Here is a 19,488-nt window from a genome sequence, read left to right on the forward strand (position 1 = left end):
GCCCGGCATGTTCACCCTGGTCCTGCACACCCACCTGCCGTGGCTGGCGCATCATGGGCGGTGGCCGGTCGGCGAGGAGTGGCTCTACCAATCCTGGGCGGCGGCCTATCTGCCGCTGATGCGGGTGCTGACCACGCTGGCAGACGAGGACCGCCAGGGGCTGGTCACGCTCGGCGTCACTCCGGTGGTCAACGCGCAGCTCGACGACCCCTACTGCCTCGACGGCATGCATCACTGGCTGGCCAACTGGCGACTGCGGGCGGCCGAGGCCGCCAGCGTGCGGTCCAATCCCCGTTCGAAGTCCGCGGGCTTCTTGTCGTGCGCGCCGGAAGCGTTGCGCGACTTGGGTATTCGCGAATGCGCCGAGGCGGATCAGGCGCTGAACGAATTTGCCACCCACTGGCGGCACGGCGGTAGCCCACTGTTGCGGGGCCTGATCGACGCCGGCACCGTGGAGTTGCTCGGCGGCCCGCTGGCCCACCCGTTCCAACCGCTGCTCGCGCCGCGGCTGCGCGAGTTCGCCCTGCGCGAAGGGCTGGCCGATCCGCAGCAGCGGATGGCGCACCGCCCGAGCGGAATCTGGGCGCCCGAATGCGCCTACGCGCCCGGCATGGAGCACGACTACGCCGCCGCGGGTGTCACCCACTTCATGGTCGACGGGCCGTCGCTGCACGGCGATACCGCGCTGGGCCGGCCGGTCGGCGACACCGACGTGGTCGCGTTCGGGCGCGACCTGCAGGTCAGCTATCGGGTGTGGTCACCGAAATCGGGCTACCCGGGGCACGCCGCCTACCGCGACTTCCACACCTACGACCACCTCACCGGGCTCAAGCCGGCGCGGGTGACCGGCCGCAACGTGCCCTCGGAGGCCAAGGCGCCCTACGATCCCGAGCGCGCCGACCAAGCGGTCGACAGCCATGTCGCCGACTTCGTCGAGGTGGTCCGCAACCGGCTGACGAGCGAATCCGAGCGGATCGGGCGGCCCGCCCACGTGGTCGCCGCCTTCGACACCGAACTGTTCGGCCACTGGTGGTACGAGGGCCCCACGTGGCTGCAGCGGGTGCTGCGCGAGCTGCCCGCCGCCGGCGTGCGGGTGGGGACGTTGAACGACGCCATCGCGGACGGATTCGTCGGGCGCGCAGTGCAATTGCCACCCAGCTCGTGGGGTTCGGGCAAGGGCTGGCAGGTGTGGGCCGGCGACAAGGTGGCCGATCTCGTCCAGCTCAACAACGAAGTGGTCGACATGGCGCTCAGCACCGTCGACAAGGCGCTGTCGCAACGGGCGTCGCTGGACGGGCCGCTCCCCCGCGACCACGTCGCCGACCAGATCCTGCGCGAGACCCTGCTCACCGTCTCCAGCGACTGGCCGTTCATGGTGAGTAAGGACTCGGCCGCCGACTACGCGCGGTACCGCGCCCACTTGCATGCCCACGCCACCCGCGAGATCGCGGGCGCGCTGGCGTCCGGCCGGCGTGACGCCGCCGGGCGGCTGGCCGACGGATGGAACCGCGCCGATGGACTTTTCGGCGCGCTGGACGCGCGCAGGCTGCCCCGATGAGCGGGGCGACACCGTGAAAGTCCTGATGGTGTCGTGGGAGTACCCACCGGTGGTGATCGGCGGGCTCGGCCGGCACGTGCATCACCTATCGACCGCGCTGGCCGCCGCCGGCCACGAGGTCGTCGTGCTGTCCCGCCAGCCCACGGGCACCGACCCCAGCACGCACCCGTCGTCCGACGAGGTGGTCGACGGTGTCCGGGTGATCGCGGCCGCCCAGGATCCGCACGAATTCTCTTTCGGCGCCGACATGATGGCGTGGACGCTGGCGATGGGCCATTCCATGATCCGCGCGGGGCTGTCGCTGAAGAAGCGGGGCACCACCCGGTCGTGGCGTCCGGACGTCGTGCACGCGCACGACTGGCTGGTGGCTCATCCCGCGATCACACTCGCCCAGTACTACGACGTGCCAATGGTTTCCACCATTCACGCCACCGAGGCCGGACGGCATTCCGGCTGGATCTCCGGCGCCATCAGTCGTCAGGTGCACGCCCTGGAATCGTGGTTGGTGCGCGAATCCGATTCGCTGATCACGTGTTCGGCGTCAATGGGCGACGAGATCACCGAACTGTTCGGTCCGGGCCTGGCCGGAATAACGGTCATCCGCAACGGTATCGACGCCGCGCGCTGGCCGTTCGCCGAGCGGCGAGCGCGCACCGGTCCCGCCGAACTGCTCTACCTCGGGCGGCTGGAGTACGAGAAGGGCGTGCACGACGTCATCGCCGCCCTGCCGCGGATCAGGCGCAGCCATCCGGGGACCACATTGACCATCGCCGGCGAGGGCACCCAACAGGAGTGGCTCGTCGAGCAAGCCCGAAAGAACCGCGTGCTCAAGGCAATTCGCTTCGCCGGGCACCTCGACCATGCCGAGCTGCTCGCGGTGCTGCATCGGGCCGACGTCGCGGTGCTGCCCAGCCACTACGAGCCGTTTGGGATCGTCGCGCTGGAGGCCGCCGCGGCGGGCACTCCGCTCGTGACGTCGAACATCGGCGGCCTGGGCGAGGCGGTGATCAACGGCCGGACCGGGGTGTCTTGCGCGCCCCGCGATATCACCGCGCTGGCCTCGGCCGTGCGGATCGTGCTCGACGATCCGGCTGCCGCTCAGCGCCGCGCCCGCGCCGCCCGCGAGCGACTCACCTCAGACTTCGACTGGAAGACCGTGGCCGGCGAGACCGCCCAGGTGTATCTGGCGGCCAAGCGCGCCGAGCGGCAGCCGCAGCCGCGCATGCCCATCATCGAGAACCCCCTGCCGAACCGCTAGCCTGCAGTATGGGGTTGGAATATTCGAGCGTGGTCGACGCGCCGATCGCCGACGTCTTCGCCTGGCACGCCCGGCGGGGCGCGTTCGCCCGGCTCTCGCCGCCGTGGCAGCCGATGCGACTGGTCACCGAGGCCTCGTCGCTGAAGGACGGTCGGGCGACGCTGGCGCTACCGGGCGGCCTGCGCTGGGTCGCCGTCCACCAGGCGGCGGGTTACGACCCGCCGCGGCGCTTCGTCGACGCGATCGGTGGCGACGGCCTGGCCGCGCTGCCGGCACGAATGGCAGTGCGCTGGCGGCACACCCACGACTTCGAAGACGTCGGCGACGGCCGCACCCGGGTCATCGACCGGGTGGACACGCCCGTGCCCGGGTCGTTGCTGCGCCCCATGTTCACCTACCGGCACCGTCAGCTGGCCGACGATCTGGCCGCGCACCGGCTGGCCGCCGACAACGGGCTGGCTCCGGCGACGGTCGCGATCACCGGAGCGTCCGGGCTGGTGGGTTCGGCGTTGACCGCGTTTCTGAGCACCGGCGGCCATCGCGTCGTCCGGTTGGTTCGCCACGCCCCGCGGACCGACGACGAGCGGCAGTGGGATCCCGACGACCCCGACCCGGCACTGTTCGACGGTGTGGACGCCGTCATCCATCTCGCGGGCGCCTCGATCGCCGGCCGGTTCACCGAGAAGCATCGACATGCCATCCGCGACAGCAGGATTGACCCGACCCGCCGGCTGGCTGAAGCTGTGGGCCGCGGCCCACAGCGGCCGGACGTGTTCATCTCGGCTTCGGCGATCGGGTACTACGGATACGACCGCGGTGATGACATCCTGACCGAGGACAGCGACCGCGGCGACGGCTTTCTCGCCGATGTCGTGGCGGATTGGGAGGCGGCGACCGCACCCGCGGCACAGGCCGGGGTGCGGGTGGTGCAGGTGCGCACCGGCATCGTGCAATCCCCGCGCGGCGGAACGTTGAAGCTGATGCGTCCGTTGTTCAGCGCCGGCCTGGGCGGCCGGCTCGGCGACGGCAGGCAATGGCTCTCGTGGATCGGGATCGACGACCTGGTCGACATTTACCACCGCGCCCTATGGGACGAAGCACTGGCGGGACCCGTGAACGCCGTTGCCCCTCAACCGGTTCGCAACAGCGAATACACCGCCACCCTGGCTCACGTCGTGCACCGGCCCGCGGTGTTGCCGGTGCCGTCGCTGGGGCCTCGGCTGCTGCTCGGCGAGCAGGGCGCCCGCGAGCTCGCGTGCGCCAATCAGCGAGTGGCCCCGCAAAAGCTGACTGCCGCCGGGCACCGGTTTCGCCAGCCAGACCTCGACCAAGCCCTGCGTCACCTGCTCGGGCGCACCGGCTGAGGACTAGGACCTCCCGCATTTGGGCCTGATCAAGCCCGATCCGCTCACCTAAATGGTTCAATTTCTTAATGATCTCCGGTGCGCTGGTCCGGCGCGCCCGTCGCACCAGCGCGGCCGCAATGTGCGTCGCCGCGGCGGCCGCCGTGCTGCTTGGCCCGCGCCAGGCCGGCGCCGAATCCACGGAAGCGGACAGCACGACCGACGTCGCATGCGCGACCGAGACCCGGGCGGTTCCGACGACATGGTATTTCCCGAGCACGCCGCCGGTGGGATTGGTCTGGCTGCAGCACGGCTTCGTCGAGGGCGCGAAGGTCTGGTCCACCTTCGCCGCCGAGCTCGCCGGCAGCGGATACCTCGTGCTGGCCACCAAGCTGCCCACCGTCAACCCCTTCGGCTGCACCGTGGAGCACCTCATTGACAACACCGGCTTCCTGAACAACATCGCCGATGTCTTTGCCCACAAAGACGATCCGACTGGCGCGTTGGCGTCATCCTTCGCGATGGCGGCCGCCAAGGCCGGCCGGTCTGTCATCCCGCTACCCGACAAGTTGGTTTTCGTGGGGCATTCGGCAGGGGCCGAGGCCGTCGAATACGTCGCCGAGCGCCTGCACACGGCTTATCCGGACACCTTCGCCCAAATGCGCGGCATCGTCAGCGAAGACGGCGTCAAGTCGTTCCTCGGATCCAACACCGACCAAGCGCTGGCAGGTTTGGCGGGCACCACGCTGCCTATCTACGCCACGGCGTCGCCCCATCTGCTGTGCAACTTTTTCCAACTCGGTACGAAGGCGATCGAACGGTTCCTGTCGGACCGGACATTTCATGGGGTGAAGATCGTCACCGGCGCGCACGGCGACGCGCTGGGACCGTCGTCGCCGGCGTACGAAAACCTGGTGTGCGGTCGTCCGAAGCCGGGCAATGTCGCGGCGGTATGGGGCCTCACGCGGGGCTGGATCGCCGATATGTTCGCGGGGACCCTGACACCCGATTTCTACCCGGGCGGAAGCTACTACAACGAACTCTTGACGGACGGCACCATCAGCACGCTGCCGTGACGGGGTGCGGCGCCGATGCGCTTGGACACGGCGCCGCCCCCTAGTTCGCGTCTCGGCCGCGACGGCTCCGCCGATAAGCCCGGGCCCGCAGGTCGGCGAGCCACCGCGGGTGCAGGCTCAGGCCGGGAGGAGTGTTGATGACGGGATCAAACGATACGTCCCCCGCCCGTTCGGGATCGATGACACCGGTCAGCGCGAGCCGGCCCAGTGGCGTGAAATCGCCTGTACCACAAGCCTGATCGAGTGACACCTCGATTTTGTCATGGTCGAGCCGGTTGCGGACGCTGTTCAGCGAGAGGCCGGGGCCGTCGATCTCGCTCACGATCCGGGCCCTGAGCCACCAGTTGTCCCCCTGATAGTGCAGCGGCATCAGGGTGGTCAGAGTCTGACCGCTCCAGGAGATGGCCGGCCGCAGTGCCAGCGCGCGGGACAGCACCCCCGAGCCCGAGGAGACGAGCAGGATGTCCCATGGCCCGGGAGCCTGCTGCGGCGTTGACCGGAAGGCCAGGCCGATGAAGTCCGGCAAGGCGCCCGGGGTGCCGCTGGCCTTGGACACCCGCGCGACAATCTCGGACGACGATATGGGCAGCCCCTGACCGGGGGGCGCGACCCGTTCGAGGAAGCCTTCCGCCAGCACCCCGATGGGATGGAACAACCGTTTTCCCCGGATAGCGGAGCCCCACTGGAAGGGCGCCGCGACAAGATCGGAAACATTCACCGGCGGCGGGTTCCCGTTTCCCGCCGAAGAAAACGCGCTCGGACGGTTGCCTTCAGGCGAGCTTCAAGAGTCCAGAGCGGTCACGCGATCACCCGATGTCCGATCATGCGCGCTTCACCGGGCAATTGTTGCTGCTGATTCTGTGAGCGACCGTCGATGTAGACCTGCTGCATGACTGCCTGCCACGACTCCATCTCGGGCACCGATCCCCAAATCCCCTCGAACAACCCCACGATCACGGCCCGGTTGTCGTCCGTCAGCGCATAAACGGGGCCGCCGAAGTCACGGCTGTCCACGGCGACGTCTTCAATGATGAAGCGGCCATCGCTGACGGAGCTGATCGATCCGCACCGCTGGCCGTCCGCCCGGCGGAACTGGCACACCGGCAGGCCGGGTTGCGCGCGCAGGCCGGGCGACGACGTCAGCTGCCGGCCAGTCGGCAACACGTCCGAGGCCGTCACGGTCGCACCAAGCCCAATGACCTCGTATTCGACGGGCAGCATCGCGCCGTTCGCCGCCGTGTCGTCGGCGGCCTGGCGGCGCGCGAGCACCACCGTTCCGACCGGGTTTCCGTCCCGGTCGGTGACTTCCGACGTTCCGCTCTCGCATTGGCCGCTGGTCACCGCGACCCGCAACCGGGGCTCAACCAGGCCGACCATGCAAACCGTGCCACCTTGCCGGATCTCCATACCGGGAAACACCGTGACGGCCGGATCGGCGGTCGCCGAGCCCGGGGATCCGACGACCATCAACGCGAACGCGAACACGATCGCCAGGCGACCGCACCGGCAGCTGACCGCTTCCATTGGGCCACACCACCCCTCACGTAAGTCCGACGATTTTGCCGGACACGCTGATGAGCCGTGGATACCCGCCGGCAATGCCGTCAAACCGGCAAAAAGCCAGCTCGGAGGTCGCCCGATCAAGGCCGGGGGCCGCTTCCGTCGCCCTGGAATCGCTGCATCGCGTCGATCATCGCGCCGAGCACCCGATGGGCGGCCATCAAGTCCGCATCGGGCAGCTCCTCCAGGGCGGCCCGGGTGAGGGCGCCCAGCGGACTGAAGAAGGACCGGGCGGTGGCCAGGCCGGTTTCGCCATGACGCAGGACGACCTTACGACGATCGTCTGGGTGTGAATCGCGACGGATGTGTCCCGAATCGATCAACCGATCGACGAGGTAGGTGATGGCCGAACCGGACAGTCCCATCCGCTGGCTGAGATCACCGGAGGTCATCGGACGCCCGGCGCCTTCTGCGACCATGACATACATCAACGCTCGGAAGTCATTGGGCCGCAGACGATGTGACATCGCGAACTGCCGCCCGATCTGGTCGGATTCGGCTGATATCTCTCGCAGATCGGCAGAGATCAGCGACTCCAGCGCATCGCGGCTCCCGCGCTGCCCGTCAGCTTCCATAACAATGTGAGCATATCCCTGAACCGCCACACAGTTCAGTTCGTTAATGGTTAATTGACTGAAATGATCCTCGGTGACGAGCTTGCCGGCAGCGCGAAGGGTCGAGGCGGCGACGACTACGACCCGCTCCCGGCTGGCGGACCGAGAAGAATTTCATTAAGTTAATGTTTAAGTTATTGAAGGTGATGGGTAAGGTCGTCCGAGGTTGAACAGGGTCGATCGGAGCGGTTGCTGTCGCAAGGGCGTTTTGATGCTCCGAGCAGCGGCGATGACCGCGTGTGTTTGAGCCGATCTAACCTGGGAATGCCAAGCCGTCCAGGAGGGAAGCGCGTGGCCAAAATGGGTGCTTTGTCGTTGACACCCGCCACCGAGTCGCCGGTAATCGCGGCGGAACGGTCAGAAGTACAGGACTTCGACGAATGGCGCTCGGACGAATGGCGCTCGGACGTGCGGCACGCGGTTCTCGCCCACCTCGCCGACTTCGTCGCGCCACGGCGTCGCGAGCTCGACGACACGCGCATCGATGCCGCGAGCGACATCCTGACGGCGTTCATCTCCGGCGGTAAATGCGTGCGATCGACCTTCGCGTATCTGGGATGGCTCTGCGGTGCAGCGCCGTGCGAAGCGGCGTTGCAGGCGGCCGCGAGTTTCGAGCTGCTGCACGTTTTTGCGCTGCTGCAGGACGATGTCATGGACGGTTCGACCGAACGGCGGGGGCGCCCCTCGGCGCACCTTCATTTCGCCCAATGGCACCGCGAGCGTGGGTTATCCGGGTCGGCGCGACGGTTCGGTGAATCGGCCGCCATCCTGCTGGGTGACCTCTGCCTGATCTGGTCCGAGCAGATGCTGCGCGAAAGCGGCGTCCCACCCGGGCGCTTGCAGCAGGCGTGGCCCCGCTACGACACGATGCGCACGGAGCTGGCGATTGGTCAGTTCGGGGACCTGACGACCGATGTCCGGCACATGCCTCCGCTGGAGGCCGTGCTCGACGTGGCGCGGCGCAAGTCGGGCAACTACACCGTGCGGCGACCGCTGGAGATCGGCGCGGCGATGTCCGGTTGCGACGATCGAACCATGACACGACTGGGCCGCTACGGCGCCGCGGTCGGGGAAGCGTTCCAGCTTCGCGACGACGTCCTCGGCATCTTCGGCTCGCCGGCCACCACGGGGAAGCCGTGTTCCGGAGATCTGCTGGAACGCAAGGCAACCAGCGTCGTGGTGGCCGCACACCAGCTGGCCGATCCGACGACCCGCGCCGCAATGAACGAATTGATGAACGGCCACGTCCTCGACGACGACGCGCTCGACCAGTGGAAGGCGTTGATCGTGAAGACCGGGGCCGTCGCGATGATCGAGGAGATGATCAGCGACCGGGTCGCGTCGGCGCGTGAACACCTTGGGGACACCCCGATCGACGAGCCCGTCCGTGCCGCGCTGGACGAAATGGCGGCCGCGTGTACGGATCGTGCCGAATGAGTGCCACAAGTTTGGGAGCATGCTGATATGCGGACCATCGAAGGACGCAGCGAGCACGTGGTGGTGATCGGGGCCGGCCTGGCGGGCCTGGCCGCCGCGTTGCACCTGGCGGGACGGGGGCGGGCGGTCACGGTGGTCGAGCGCCAGCCGTGGCCGGGCGGCCGCGCCGGCCGGCTCGACATCGACGGCTACCGCATCGACACCGGGCCGACGGTGATCACGATGCCGGACATCATCGACGAGACTTTGGCGGCCGTGGGGCGGAGCCTGTCGGGCCGGCTGGAGCTACTGCCGCTCGATCCGGCCTACCGGGCGGTGTTCGCCGACGGCAGCGCGCTCGACGTGCACACCGATCCGGACCGGATGGCAACCGCCATTGAAGAGTTCGCTGGCTTCGGGCAGGCAGCGGGCTACCAAAAGCTGCGCGAGTGGCTGAAGCGGTTGTACCGGATCGAATTCGACGGGTTCATCGCCGCCAATTTCGATTCCCCGCTGTCGTTGCTCACGCCCCAGTTGGCGCGGCTGGCCGCGATCGGCGGGTTTCGCAAATGGGATCGCGTGGTCAGGCGCCACATCAGCGATCCCCGGCTGCAGCGGGTATTCACGTTTCAATCGCTGTACGCCGGCGTAGCGCCCCGCAACGCTCTGGCCGTCTACGCGGTCATCGCCTACATGGACACCGTCGCGGGCGTGTTCTTTCCGCGCGGCGGCGTTCGCGCGCTCCCCGACGCCCTGGCCGCGGCGGCCGCCGACGCCGGGGTCCAGTTCCGTTACAACGCGACGGTGACCGGGCTCGACCGCGCCGGAGGGCGGGTCAGCGCCGTGCGAACGGACCGCTTGGACCCGATCGCCTGCGACGCGGTGGTGCTGACCACCGAACTGCCGAAGACCTACGAATTGTTGGGCCGCACACCACGTCGCCCGGTGCGGCTGCGGCACGCGCCGTCGGCGGTCGTGGCTCACCTGGGCTGCCGCCGCGGCGCGTCGGACACGGCGCATCACACCATCCTGTTCGGTGACTCCTGGGATCAGACGTTCACCGACATCATCCGCGACGGACGGCTGATGCAGGATCCGTCGCTCCTGGTCACCCGCCCCACCGCGAGCGACCCGACGCTGGCCCCCGACGGGCGCGACCTGCTGTACGTGCTCGCCCCGGCACCGAACCTGGATCGCGGGAACATCGACTGGGGCAGCGTCGGCGATCTCTACGTCCACGACCTCATCGGCGATGTGGCGGCGCGGTTGTTGCCCGGGTTACCCGAAGACGCAACGGTATTGGACGTCGTCACACCCGCCGACTGGGCGCGGCAGGGCATGGCCGCGGGCAGCCCCTTTGCGCTGGCCCACACCTTCGGGCAGACCGGCCCCTTCCGGCCGGCCAACATGGTGCGCGGCATCGAGAACGCGGTGCTCGCCGGGTCGTCGACCGTGCCCGGTGTCGGTGTGCCCACCACGCTGATCTCGGGGCGGCTTGCCGCCGACCGCATCACCGGCCCTAATGCCGGCCGAGCCGACCGGATGGCGACACACCACGACCTGGGAGCCGGGCTGACATGATCCGCAGCGAATTGGACGCGGCCGGCATCGATGAGCCGCGCCTGCGCGCAGGCTATCGACGCTGCCGCGAGCTCAACGCCGCGCACGGGCGCACCTTCTTCTTGGCCACCCGGCTGCTGGCGCCCGACCAACGGCCGGCGGTGCATGCCCTCTACGGTTTCGCGCGCTACGCCGACGACATCCTCGACGACCTGGATCCCCAGCTGCGCACCGACATCCGCGCCCAACGACTCCAGCAACTGGCCGACGAGTTCTTTGCGGGCGGAGACCACCTGGACAATCCCGTGCTCGCCGCGGTGACCCACACCGCACGCCGGTACCGGATCGGCACCGAGTTGTTCGACGATTTCCTGGCGTCGATGCGGATGGACCTCACGGTGACCGACTATCCGGACCGCGAAGCGCTCAATCTCTACATGCGTGGCTCCGCCGAAGCCATTGGGCTGCAAGTACTTCCCGTGCTGGGGACGGTGGCGCCGGTCGAGGAGGCCGCGCCGTATGCCGCCGCGCTGGGCAGGGCATTCCAGCTCACCAACTTCCTGCGCGACATCGACGAAGACCTCTTGCGGCAACGGGTCTACCTGCCGGCCGACGAACTCGCCGCCCATAGAGTCGACCGCGAGTTGTTGACCTGGTGTCACGAACACCGCCGCACCGATCCGCGGGTCAAGCAGGCACTGGCGGCTCAACACGAGATCACCCGGGAGACTTACCGTTTCGCCGCTCCTGGCATCGCCATGCTCAGCGCCCGCTCGCAACCCTGCGTCGCGGCCGCGGCAGCGCTGTACTCGGAAATCCTGGACCGCATCGAAGAAAGCGACTTCGCGGTGTTCAATCACCGGGCGACGGTCGGCAGGGCTCGACGACTGCAGGTCGCCGGCATCGGGCTGATACGGTCGTGGCGGGCGCGCAATGGCTCGCCCGGTGTTTCGGATTCCCCGGGGGCCGCATGACCGATCGTGGGCAATATCTCTTGGTCCTGGCCGCATGCCTGGCGATCACCGCGCCCCTGGAGATGTTCGGTCCCGGCGTCTACCGGCAATGGCGGCGGCTCGTCAAGGCGGTCTGGCCGGTGGCCGCGGTATTCCTGCTGTGGGACGAGATCGCCATCGCCGCGCACGTGTGGACGTACAACGGCGCCTACATCACCGGCCTGAGCATCCCGTTCCATGTGCCGATCGAAGAGGTGCTGTTCTTCGTCGTCATCCCGATATGCGCGCTGCTCACATACAACGCCGTCAGCACCATTCTGGAAAGGGTCAACCGCCGATGACGGGGGTGGGCTATACCGTTCCGGCCGTGGCGGCCGTATTGGCCGTGATCGCACTGGAATTGGCGGTGCTGCGCACGGGACTGTTCCGGCGGCCGGCCTACTGGCTGTCGATGCTGATCACCCTCGGCTTCCAGGTCCCGGTCGACGGCTGGCTGACCAAGCTCAGCTCCCCCATCGTCAGCTACGACCCTCGACACATCACCGGCCTGCGTTTCCCGTTCGACATCCCGGTCGAGGATTTCTTGTTCGGCTTCGCGCTGGCCACCGCCGTGTTGCTGGGATGGGAACGCCAACGTGCGCGTCGATGAGGCGGGTCCCACTCCCGACCAGTTGTCGGCAGCGTTCGACGCAGGAGCGACGGCCTATGATCGGCTGGTCGGCGCCAGCCCCGGTTACCACGACCAACTGCTGCTCTCCGCGCGCCGCATGCGAATCCGCGACCGCGGCAAGGGCTTACGGCTGCTAGACGTCGGGTGCGGTACCGGCGCCTCGACGGCCGCGCTGCTCGCCGTGGCGCCCGAGGCCGACATCGTCGCCGTCGACGCTTCGCGGGGCATGCTCGACGCGGCGGAAGCGAAAGACTGGCCCCCGTCGGTGCGGTTCGTGCACACCCCCGTCGAGCAGCTGGCAGAGCACGGCATCACCGGACCGTTCGACGGCATCCTGGCCGCCTACCTGATCCGCAACCTCGCCGACCGCGACGGCCAATTGCGGAAACTCCGGATGTTACTGCGACCCGGCGCCACCCTGGCGGTGCACGAATACTCGGTGCGCGACTCCGCCGCCGCCACCCGAATCTGGCACGCCGTGTGCTGGGGCATCATCATTCCCGCCGGGTGGTGGCGCACCCGGGACACGGCGCTGTACCGCTACCTGTGGCGCAGCGTGCTGGAGTTCGACGGCGCAGCACGATTCCGCACCCGCCTCGCCGATGCGGGGTTCACCGCGGTGCACAGCGAAACGATGCCCGGCTGGGAGGCCAACATCGTGCACACCTTCCTGGCGGATGCCCCATGACGGCCATCGGAACCGATCGGCGGCGCGAAACACATTCCGCGACAACCGGATTGCCGGATGCCAGTGCGCTGGAGTCACAACCCCGCGTGGTCGTCGTGGGCGGCGGCATCGCGGGCCTGACCGCCGCCACCGGACTGGCCGAACGCGGCGTCGCCGTCGAGGTGATCGAGCGCGAACCCTACCTCGGCGGCCGGGTGGGCGGCTGGACGGAGCAGCACGACGGAACCGGCCTCGCGATGAATCGCGGCTTCCACGCGTTCTTCCGGCAGTATTACAACCTGCGGTCCCTGCTCGGGCGCATCGATCCGCAGTTGCGGATGCTCACGCCCGTCGCCGACTATCCGCTCATCGACGGGGCGGGCCGGCGCGACACCTTCCGCGGGCTGCCGAGGACCCCGCCGTGGAACGCGGTGGCGTTCGCGGCGCGCAGCCCGACCTTCCGGCTCCGCGACTTCCTGCAGATCGACGCGCGCGCGGCCGCGCCCCTGGCGGCGGTCTCGGTGCCGGAAATCTATGAGCGTCTCGACCACTTCGACGCCGCGACCTTCCTGAAGAGCATCCGATTCCCGGAGGCGGCAAGGCATCTGGCGTTCGAGGTGTTCTCCCGCAGTTTCTTCGCCGACCCCGCCAAGCTTTCCGCGGCCGAGTTGGCGACCATGTTCCACATCTACTTCCTCGGGTCGTCCGAGGGCCTGATCTTCGACGTCCCCACGTCGAACTACGACAGCGCGCTCTGGGAGCCGCTGCGGCGCTACCTCGAGGCACGGGGCGTGCGCTTCCGGCTCGGCACCGGCGCCTCGCACATCGACACGGCGCCGTCGAAACCGTTCCGGGTGCAGACCGATTCGGGCGACCACGTGGAGGCGGATGCCGTGGTGCTCGCCACCGACGTGGCCGGTTTGCAGCGCATCGCCGCGGCATCGACCGGCCTGGCCACCGACGACTGGCGCGCACAGATCGCACAGCTGCGCACCGCCCCGCCATTCGCCGTGTATCGATTGTGGCTCGATCGGCCCGTCGCCGCCCGGCGGCCGGCGTTCCTGGGCACGGCCGGCCACGAACCACTGGACAACATCAGCGTGTTGGAGCGCTACGAACGTCAGGCCGCGGAATGGTCACGCACTCACCATGGGTCCGTCGTCGAATTGCACTCCTACGCCCTCGACGCCGCGCCGTCGAGGGCCGCCATGCTGCGCCAGCTGCACAAGATCTATCCGGAAACCGCCGCGGCGCAAATCGTTTGCGAGCGGCTGCTGCAACGCAACGATTGCCCGCTGTTTTCACCGGGATCGTATGCGCACCGCCCGCCGGTGGTCACGCCGCAGCCCGGTCTGCTGTTGGCCGGTGACTCCGTCCGCGTGGATTTGCCCGTTGCACTCATGGAGCGCGCCGCGACCACGGGATGGTGCGCCGCGAACCATTTGCTGGGAAGATGGGGACTGGCCGGTCACCCGTTGGTCACGGTGCCCACCCGTGGCCGGTCACCCGTGTTGCGATGGCTCGCAAGCCGCGAAGGACCCGCCCGACGATGAATTTTCGTGAACAGCTGCAACACCTGTTGCCGGCCGCTCGAGCCAAAGACTGGCCGTTGCAGGTGGTTCCGCGTACGCCGTGGGCCGAGCAGCGCCCGACCTACCGGGACGCACAACCGGCCATCATCGACGGCGCGCTGGAACGCGCCCTGCAAAGACCCACCGGGAACTGGTTCGCGTTCGCGGGCAGCACCGACGTGCGTCCCGGGCGGCCGTTCGGCGCCCGGGTCGCCGGAGTCGAGGTCGTCGCCTGGCGCGACGCGGAACACCGGCTTTGTGTCGGGCCCCGCAGTTGCCCACACCTGGGGGCCGATCTGGCCACCGGGACCGTGCACGGCGGCACACTGATCTGCCGATGGCACGGGCTGGCCCTGGACGGCCGCGCGAGCGAATTCGGCTGGAGCCCCTTGCCCAGCCACGACGACGGCACCCTGGTTTGGGTGCGGCTCGACGGCGTGGGTGGGGAGACCCCGTTGGAGGAGCCGGTAATCCCGGCCCGGCCGGCCGGTGACACCCTGGCCGCCGTCGCCCGCATGGTGGGCGTGTGCGAGCCCGCCGACATCATCGCCAATCGGCTTGACCCCTGGCACGGCGCATGGTTCCACCCGTACTCGTTCGCCCGCCTCGAAGTTCTCACCACGCCAACCGAAGACATCGATCGCTTCTTGGTGGCGGTGACCTTCCGGATGGGCCGCCTGGGCGTTCCCGTTGTCGCGGAGTTCAGCTGCCCCGAGGCACGCACCATCGTCATGCGCATCGTGGACGGCGAGGGAACCGGCAGCACCGTGGAAACGCACGCCACACCGGTCGGTTCAGGCCCCGACGGGCGGCCACGCACCGCCGTGCTGGAAGCCACCATCGCGCATTCGGACCGTCCCGGGTTCAAGCGGGCGTCTCGGGCGGCGCCGTTGATCACACCGCTCATGCGCTTCGCGGCCGGCAGGCTCTGGCGCGACGATCTGGCCTACGCCGAGCGCCGCTACCAGGTGCGTGCCGGCCTCGGCTGACGGCTTGGCCATGCGAAGAGGGTATGCCGCCGCGGTCGTGGTGACGGTCGGCGTGCACCTCGCCTACCTGGCCTACGTGCCCGCAGGCGGCTTCCTCGCGCTGCGCTGGCCGCGAACCATTGTGCTGCACCGGGCGGCCGTCGCCTGGGGGGCCGCCGTCGTCGCGCTCAAGCTGCCATGCCCGCTGACATCACTGGAATCATGGGCCCGTCGCCGCGCCGACATGGATCCGCTGCCCAGCACGGGGTTCGTCGACCGTTATGTCGCAGGGCTTTTCGTTCCGTCCGGCCGCATCGGTGTCGCACAGGCATTCGCGTTCCTGTCGGCGGCCGCCTCCTGGAGCCTGTTCTCGAGGCGCGTCAGCCGCTGAGGCCGGCCTGCGGCGGCGAGGCACCGGCCCATGAAGGATCCGTGACGGGCGGCACCGCGTCGGGTTGACTCCGAACCGACTTGCGTTGCCACTTTCGTTGCCACAAAGCCCAAGTGAGCGCCGAAAGCAAAACGGCCGACACGATCAACGTCGGCCAGACGGCCAACTGGGCAAGCCACAGGTCTCGTTGCAAGCGCATCACCTTGCGCCGGCCGCGCCAGACGCGCTGCGGTACCTCTTTCACAGTCATCGCAGGCCAGATACCCCAGAACCGGCGGATTAAACGGCGGGGCACGACACGATCTGGAGGCTCCGGCGTGTTTGGCCCACTGCGTGAGGGGCTAGTCACCAGCATGAGCACTGAGCCGCACGTTCCCTCCGAGCCGTCATCCCGATCGTTCACCCGGCTGGCGGCGGCCTGGTGGGCGCTCGTCGTCGGTTTGGTGATCTTGATCATTCTGCTTATCTTCGTCGCGCAGAACACCGAATCCATAACCGTTCACTTCCTTGGCTTCCACTGGAACTTGCCGGTCGGGGTGGGCTACCTTCTGGCGGCGGTCGCCGGTGCGACCACGACGGTGCTCGTCGGCGCCGCGCGGATCATCCAGCTGCGCAGGGCGACCAAGAAGCATCTCAAGGCGCTCTGATCCTGGCAGCCGGCGCCTAAAACCCTTGCTCGGCAAGCCATCACGAGCGGACCACTATGGCGGGTGCCGGTTTATTCCAGTAACTTAACTATTAAGTGTTTTAAACTATGGATCCCAGGGGAATGCCATAGCGACCGGTCGGGGAGGAAGCCATGGATCACGCAGACACGGGCGACGCCGTCGCCGAGGCGGTCGGCAAAGTCACCGAGGCACTGGAAACCGTCGAGCGCGCCCGGGGACACCTGTACTCCTTCCACCAGTTGACCGGGCGGGCCGACCTGCAGCTCGACGCCGCGGCCGCCCAGCTGCACGAGCTTGGCCACTCCGATCTGGCGCAACACATCAGCCGCGAACTGATCGGGCGCAACGTGTTACCCGGCCGGTGGACCTTCCAGGTCGTCGACGATTACGACGAGGGCTACTACCGATGCTTCCGAGAAGTCGAACGCCTGGTGCGTAGCCGGCTCACCGACGGTCGCCGCCACGCCTACGAAGCGCGGCTGAAGGAGCGCCGGCGCACGTCGGGGCATCCTGCCCACACCGCCACCCCCAACGACCACCCGGCTGAAGGAGCGAATTGATGCACTGCGTCGTGTTCGGCGCCACGGGATACCTGGGCACGCGGCTCATCCCCGAGCTGCTGGAGAACGGTCACACCGTGCGCGTGCTGGCCCGAGACCCCGCCAAGCTTGACGACGTCGCCTGGCGTGGGCAGGTGGACGTCGTTCAGGGCGACGTCGTCGACGCCACCGCCGTGCGCCGGGCGCTGGAAGGCCGACAAGTCTTGTACTACCTGGTGCATTCGCTGATGCGCCCGGACTTCGTGGACTTCGACGAACGCGCGGCCCGCAATGTGGCCGAGTGCGCGGCCCAGGCGGGGCTGTTGCGAATCGTCTACGTCGGCGGCATCACGCCCGACGGGCAGAAGCTCTCCGACCATCTGGCCTCGCGCGCGCAGGTGGGGCGCCTGCTGAGAATTTCGGGCGTGCCCTCCGTCGAGCTGCGTGCGGCGGCCATCATCGGGGCGGGGTCGGCCAGCTTCGAGATGCTGCGGTACCTCACCGAGCGGCTTCCGCTGATCGTCGCACCGCGCTGGTTGCGTACCTGCGTCCAGCCCATCGGGGTGCGCGACGTGCTCTATTACCTGGTCCGCGCGGCGGAATTGCCCGCGGAGGTGAACCGGCCATTCGACATCGGCGGGCCGGACCGCTTCACCTACACCGAAATGATCCGCAAGTACGCCGTGATCGCCGGCCTGCCCAGGCGGCCCGCGGTGCCGGTGCCCTTATTGACCCCCCGACTGTCGGCGCCGTGGGTGGACCTGCTCACCCCCATTCCTCGCCAACTGGCGGTCTCGCTGATGGAGTCGCTGGAAAACGACGTGGTGTGCGCCAACCACGACATCGCCCGGTACATCCCCGATCCCGACGGTGGACTGATGCACTTCGAGGAGGCCGTCGAACTCGCCCTCGCGCACGTGCGCGAAAAAGATCTGCGCACCCGGTGGTCGCGCGCCGACATGAACGGTGCGCCTTCCCAGCCGCTGCCCACCGATCCGCAGTGGGCCGGCGGATCGCTGTATGAGGATGTGCGTCAACGCTGTAGCAGCACCGATCCCGAAACGCTGTGGCGGGCCATCCAAACGGCCGTCGCCGAGCGCAACTGGTCGGCGTTTCCGTTGGAATGGCCCCTGCGCGGCTGGATCAACGGCGCGCTGGGCGCCGTACGGTTTCTGCGCCGGCCGCTGGACGGGCAGCAGTTGCATGAAGGCGAAGCCCTGGACTGGTGGCGGGTGGAGCGCATCGACACGCCGCGGCTGCTCCGGTTGCGCGCCGATATCCCGTTGCCGGGGCGGCTGTGGCTGGAGCTGTCCGCGAGCCCCGACGGCAATGGCGGCTCCCAGTACCGCCAGCGGGCGTTGTTTCAGCCGTATGGCCTTGCGGGGCAGCTTTTTTGGAACGCGTCGGCACCCTACCGCGACGTGGTGTTCGGCGGCATCGCCCGCGATGTCACCGCTAAGGCGCGCGGTGGCGTAAGGCCGGCTGCGGCTCGGTCATGTTGAAAGGAGAAGCGACATGGGTGAGAAGAAATTTCACGAGGGCGACAAGGTTGAGTGGCGGAGCCACGGCAGCACCGTCCGGGGAACGGTCGAGGGCGAAATCACTTCGGACACCGAGGCCGCCGGACGCACCGTGCGCGCTTCCGAAGACGAGCCGCAGTACAAGGTCCGCAGCGACAAGACGGGCGCGGACGCGGTCCACAAGCCCGGCGCGCTGCGCCCCCGGGACTGAGGTCACCGATGGCCGACGATGACGAGTGGCTTGCGACCGAGCAGTCGCAGAGTGTGGGACAGAAGCGGGGCGGCGATGAGTCGACCGGCCATGCCAGCGGTCGTCGCATTGTCCGAATACTCAGGGCCAAACGCAGTGACCTCGCGGCCGACGACTACGCGCATATGCGCAAGGTCGTCAGTTACGCCAAGCGCCACCTGGCGCAACGCCCCCGGGGCGACATCGACAAGAGCGTTTGGCGCTACTCGTTGATGAACTGGGCTCACGACCCGACCAAGTCCTGACCCTCGCTGGGTCGGTGCCTGCACCGGCCAATCGCGTGCAAATGCGAGACACTTGGCGGGGTGAGCGGGCCGCGCGCGGCGGTCGCCGATACGCTGAGCGGCGAATCTTGCAGAAGGACACAGACAAGTGACCAAGCGCGGTGCCACTGATCGGCGACTAGACCGAGCCGAACTCGAGAAGTTGATGTCGGCCGACATGCGCGCACTCACAGCGCAATCGGACCGCATCGGACGGCACTTCGCCCGCCAGCACGATGTCGGCGGCACCGACTTGCACGCCTTGCTGCACATCATGGTGGCCGAAACCGCCGGGACGCCGCTGACGCCGGCGCAGTTGCGACAACGGCTGGACGTGTCCCCCGCCGCGATCACCTACCTGGTCGACCGCATGATCGACTCCGGCCACCTGCGGCGCGAACCCGATCCCGTCGACCGGCGCAAAACGCTGCTCCGCTATGAAGAACCGGGCATGGCGTTGGCGCGCTCGTTCTTCACCCCCCTGGGCGCGGAACTGCGCGCGGCCCTCGCCGACCTGTCCGACCGCGATCTGGCCGCCGCACACCGGGTTTTCCTGGCGATGATGGAGGCGATCGACCGCGGCGTACCCGTCTGCGTCGTGCCGTTCGCGCGGGACCAGGCCGAAGTCGCCCGGCGCGTCGAG

Annotated in this window: 23 protein-coding genes; 19 read left to right on the forward strand and 4 right to left on the reverse strand. The window is 68.3% G+C overall.

Going from position 1 to position 19,488, the window contains the following annotated elements; translation table 11 throughout:
- The first annotated feature begins 7 nt into the window (after window positions 1–7).
- The 4 genes from A5773_RS19730 to A5773_RS19745 all read left to right on the forward strand — a co-directional run bounded on the left by A5773_RS19730 (window position 8) and on the right by A5773_RS19745 (window position 5,235).
- Window positions 8–1,558 carry a glycoside hydrolase family 57 protein gene (locus tag A5773_RS19730; protein WP_156659471.1) on the forward strand — a complete coding sequence of 517 codons (1,551 nt, stop codon included), beginning with the start codon at window positions 8–10 and terminating at the stop codon, window positions 1,556–1,558.
- Window positions 1,559–1,571: 13 nt separating this feature from the next.
- A complete protein-coding gene (locus A5773_RS19735; RefSeq protein ID WP_067266237.1) occupies window positions 1,572–2,816 on the forward strand; it encodes a glycosyltransferase family 4 protein in 1,245 nt (414 codons plus the stop codon).
- An 8-nt stretch (window positions 2,817–2,824) separates the two neighbouring features.
- Window positions 2,825–4,180, forward strand: a complete 1,356-nt coding sequence (locus A5773_RS19740; protein ID WP_067266041.1) for a TIGR01777 family oxidoreductase — start codon at window positions 2,825–2,827, stop codon at window positions 4,178–4,180.
- Between the two features lie 68 nt (window positions 4,181–4,248).
- Window positions 4,249–5,235: a hypothetical protein gene (locus A5773_RS19745; protein ID WP_067266038.1), complete on the forward strand. Its 987-nt coding sequence runs from the start codon at window positions 4,249–4,251 to the stop codon at window positions 5,233–5,235.
- Between the two features lie 40 nt (window positions 5,236–5,275).
- On the opposite strand, the gene A5773_RS19750 is transcribed toward A5773_RS19745, so the two are convergent.
- The 3 genes from A5773_RS19750 to A5773_RS19760 form a co-directional block, all read right to left on the reverse strand.
- Window positions 5,276–5,953, reverse strand: coding sequence for a phosphodiesterase (locus A5773_RS19750; RefSeq protein ID WP_066952422.1), 678 nt, complete (start codon window positions 5,951–5,953; stop codon window positions 5,276–5,278).
- A gap of 80 nt (window positions 5,954–6,033) precedes the next feature.
- Entirely contained in the window at window positions 6,034–6,759 is a 726-nt protein-coding gene (locus A5773_RS19755) for a hypothetical protein (protein WP_067266035.1), read from the reverse strand.
- Window positions 6,760–6,875: 116 nt separating this feature from the next.
- On the reverse strand, window positions 6,876–7,370 hold the full coding sequence (locus A5773_RS19760; protein ID WP_067266031.1) for a MarR family winged helix-turn-helix transcriptional regulator: 495 nt from the start codon (window positions 7,368–7,370) through the stop codon (window positions 6,876–6,878).
- A gap of 303 nt (window positions 7,371–7,673) precedes the next feature.
- Between A5773_RS19760 and A5773_RS19765 the strand changes: the two genes are divergently transcribed.
- From A5773_RS19765 to A5773_RS19805, 9 genes are read left to right on the forward strand one after another with little or no spacing between them, the layout of a single operon-like run.
- Window positions 7,674–8,846: a polyprenyl synthetase family protein gene (locus A5773_RS19765; protein WP_067266027.1), complete on the forward strand. Its 1,173-nt coding sequence runs from the start codon at window positions 7,674–7,676 to the stop codon at window positions 8,844–8,846.
- 27 nt (window positions 8,847–8,873) lie between these two features.
- Complete coding sequence (crtI, locus tag A5773_RS19770; RefSeq protein WP_067266023.1) at window positions 8,874–10,406, forward strand: phytoene desaturase family protein; 1,533 nt, start codon at window positions 8,874–8,876, stop codon at window positions 10,404–10,406.
- Window positions 10,403–11,359: a phytoene/squalene synthase family protein gene (locus A5773_RS19775; RefSeq protein WP_067266021.1), complete on the forward strand. Its 957-nt coding sequence runs from the start codon at window positions 10,403–10,405 to the stop codon at window positions 11,357–11,359. Before crtI ends, A5773_RS19775 begins: the two co-directional genes overlap by 4 nt.
- Window positions 11,356–11,679: a lycopene cyclase domain-containing protein gene (locus A5773_RS19780; RefSeq protein WP_066952410.1), complete on the forward strand. Its 324-nt coding sequence runs from the start codon at window positions 11,356–11,358 to the stop codon at window positions 11,677–11,679. The genes A5773_RS19775 and A5773_RS19780 overlap by 4 nt, the downstream gene beginning before the upstream one ends.
- Window positions 11,676–11,987, forward strand: a complete 312-nt coding sequence (locus A5773_RS19785) for a lycopene cyclase domain-containing protein (RefSeq protein ID WP_066952408.1) — start codon at window positions 11,676–11,678, stop codon at window positions 11,985–11,987. Before A5773_RS19780 ends, A5773_RS19785 begins: the two co-directional genes overlap by 4 nt.
- A complete protein-coding gene (locus A5773_RS19790; RefSeq protein ID WP_067266018.1) occupies window positions 11,974–12,696 on the forward strand; it encodes a class I SAM-dependent methyltransferase in 723 nt (240 codons plus the stop codon). The genes A5773_RS19785 and A5773_RS19790 overlap by 14 nt, the downstream gene beginning before the upstream one ends.
- Window positions 12,693–14,228 carry an FAD-dependent oxidoreductase gene (locus A5773_RS19795; RefSeq protein ID WP_067266013.1) on the forward strand — a complete coding sequence of 512 codons (1,536 nt, stop codon included), beginning with the start codon at window positions 12,693–12,695 and terminating at the stop codon, window positions 14,226–14,228. The genes A5773_RS19790 and A5773_RS19795 overlap by 4 nt, the downstream gene beginning before the upstream one ends.
- Window positions 14,225–15,235 (forward strand): DUF5914 domain-containing protein, encoded by a 1,011-nt coding sequence (locus tag A5773_RS19800; RefSeq protein ID WP_067792248.1) that lies wholly within the window; start codon window positions 14,225–14,227, stop codon window positions 15,233–15,235. Before A5773_RS19795 ends, A5773_RS19800 begins: the two co-directional genes overlap by 4 nt.
- 10 nt (window positions 15,236–15,245) lie before the next feature.
- A complete protein-coding gene (locus A5773_RS19805; protein WP_066952678.1) occupies window positions 15,246–15,605 on the forward strand; it encodes a DUF2784 domain-containing protein in 360 nt (119 codons plus the stop codon).
- Here the strand turns inward: A5773_RS19805 and A5773_RS19810 are convergent.
- Window positions 15,595–15,855, reverse strand: coding sequence for a hypothetical protein (locus A5773_RS19810; protein WP_066952399.1), 261 nt, complete (start codon window positions 15,853–15,855; stop codon window positions 15,595–15,597). The genes A5773_RS19805 and A5773_RS19810 overlap by 11 nt on opposite strands.
- Window positions 15,856–15,958: 103 nt before the next feature.
- On the opposite strand from A5773_RS19810, the gene A5773_RS19815 reads away from it, so the two are divergent.
- The 6 genes from A5773_RS19815 to A5773_RS19840 all read left to right on the forward strand — a co-directional run.
- The gene (locus A5773_RS19815) at window positions 15,959–16,252 is read left to right on the forward strand and encodes a lipopolysaccharide assembly LapA domain-containing protein (protein ID WP_066952397.1); all 294 of its coding nucleotides are present in this window, start codon (window positions 15,959–15,961) and stop codon (window positions 16,250–16,252) included.
- 152 nt (window positions 16,253–16,404) lie between these two features.
- The gene (locus tag A5773_RS19820; RefSeq protein ID WP_066952395.1) at window positions 16,405–16,833 is read left to right on the forward strand and encodes a hypothetical protein; all 429 of its coding nucleotides are present in this window, start codon (window positions 16,405–16,407) and stop codon (window positions 16,831–16,833) included.
- Window positions 16,833–18,314, forward strand: a complete 1,482-nt coding sequence (locus tag A5773_RS19825) for a DUF2867 domain-containing protein (protein WP_066952393.1) — start codon at window positions 16,833–16,835, stop codon at window positions 18,312–18,314. Before A5773_RS19820 ends, A5773_RS19825 begins: the two co-directional genes overlap by 1 nt.
- Before the next feature lie 13 nt (window positions 18,315–18,327).
- Window positions 18,328–18,543, forward strand: coding sequence for a DUF2945 domain-containing protein (locus A5773_RS19830; protein WP_066952391.1), 216 nt, complete (start codon window positions 18,328–18,330; stop codon window positions 18,541–18,543).
- An 8-nt stretch (window positions 18,544–18,551) separates the two neighbouring features.
- Entirely contained in the window at window positions 18,552–18,827 is a 276-nt protein-coding gene (locus tag A5773_RS19835) for a DUF3140 domain-containing protein (protein WP_067792251.1), read from the forward strand.
- Window positions 18,828–18,954: 127 nt separating this feature from the next.
- Window positions 18,955–19,488: MarR family winged helix-turn-helix transcriptional regulator (locus tag A5773_RS19840; RefSeq protein WP_232001906.1), on the forward strand; the 534-nt coding region annotated here is incomplete at its 3' end.

It is taken from the genome of Mycobacterium sp. 852014-52450_SCH5900713 (genome assembly GCF_001667075.1).
In the GTDB taxonomy this organism is placed as follows: domain Bacteria; phylum Actinomycetota; class Actinomycetes; order Mycobacteriales; family Mycobacteriaceae; genus Mycobacterium.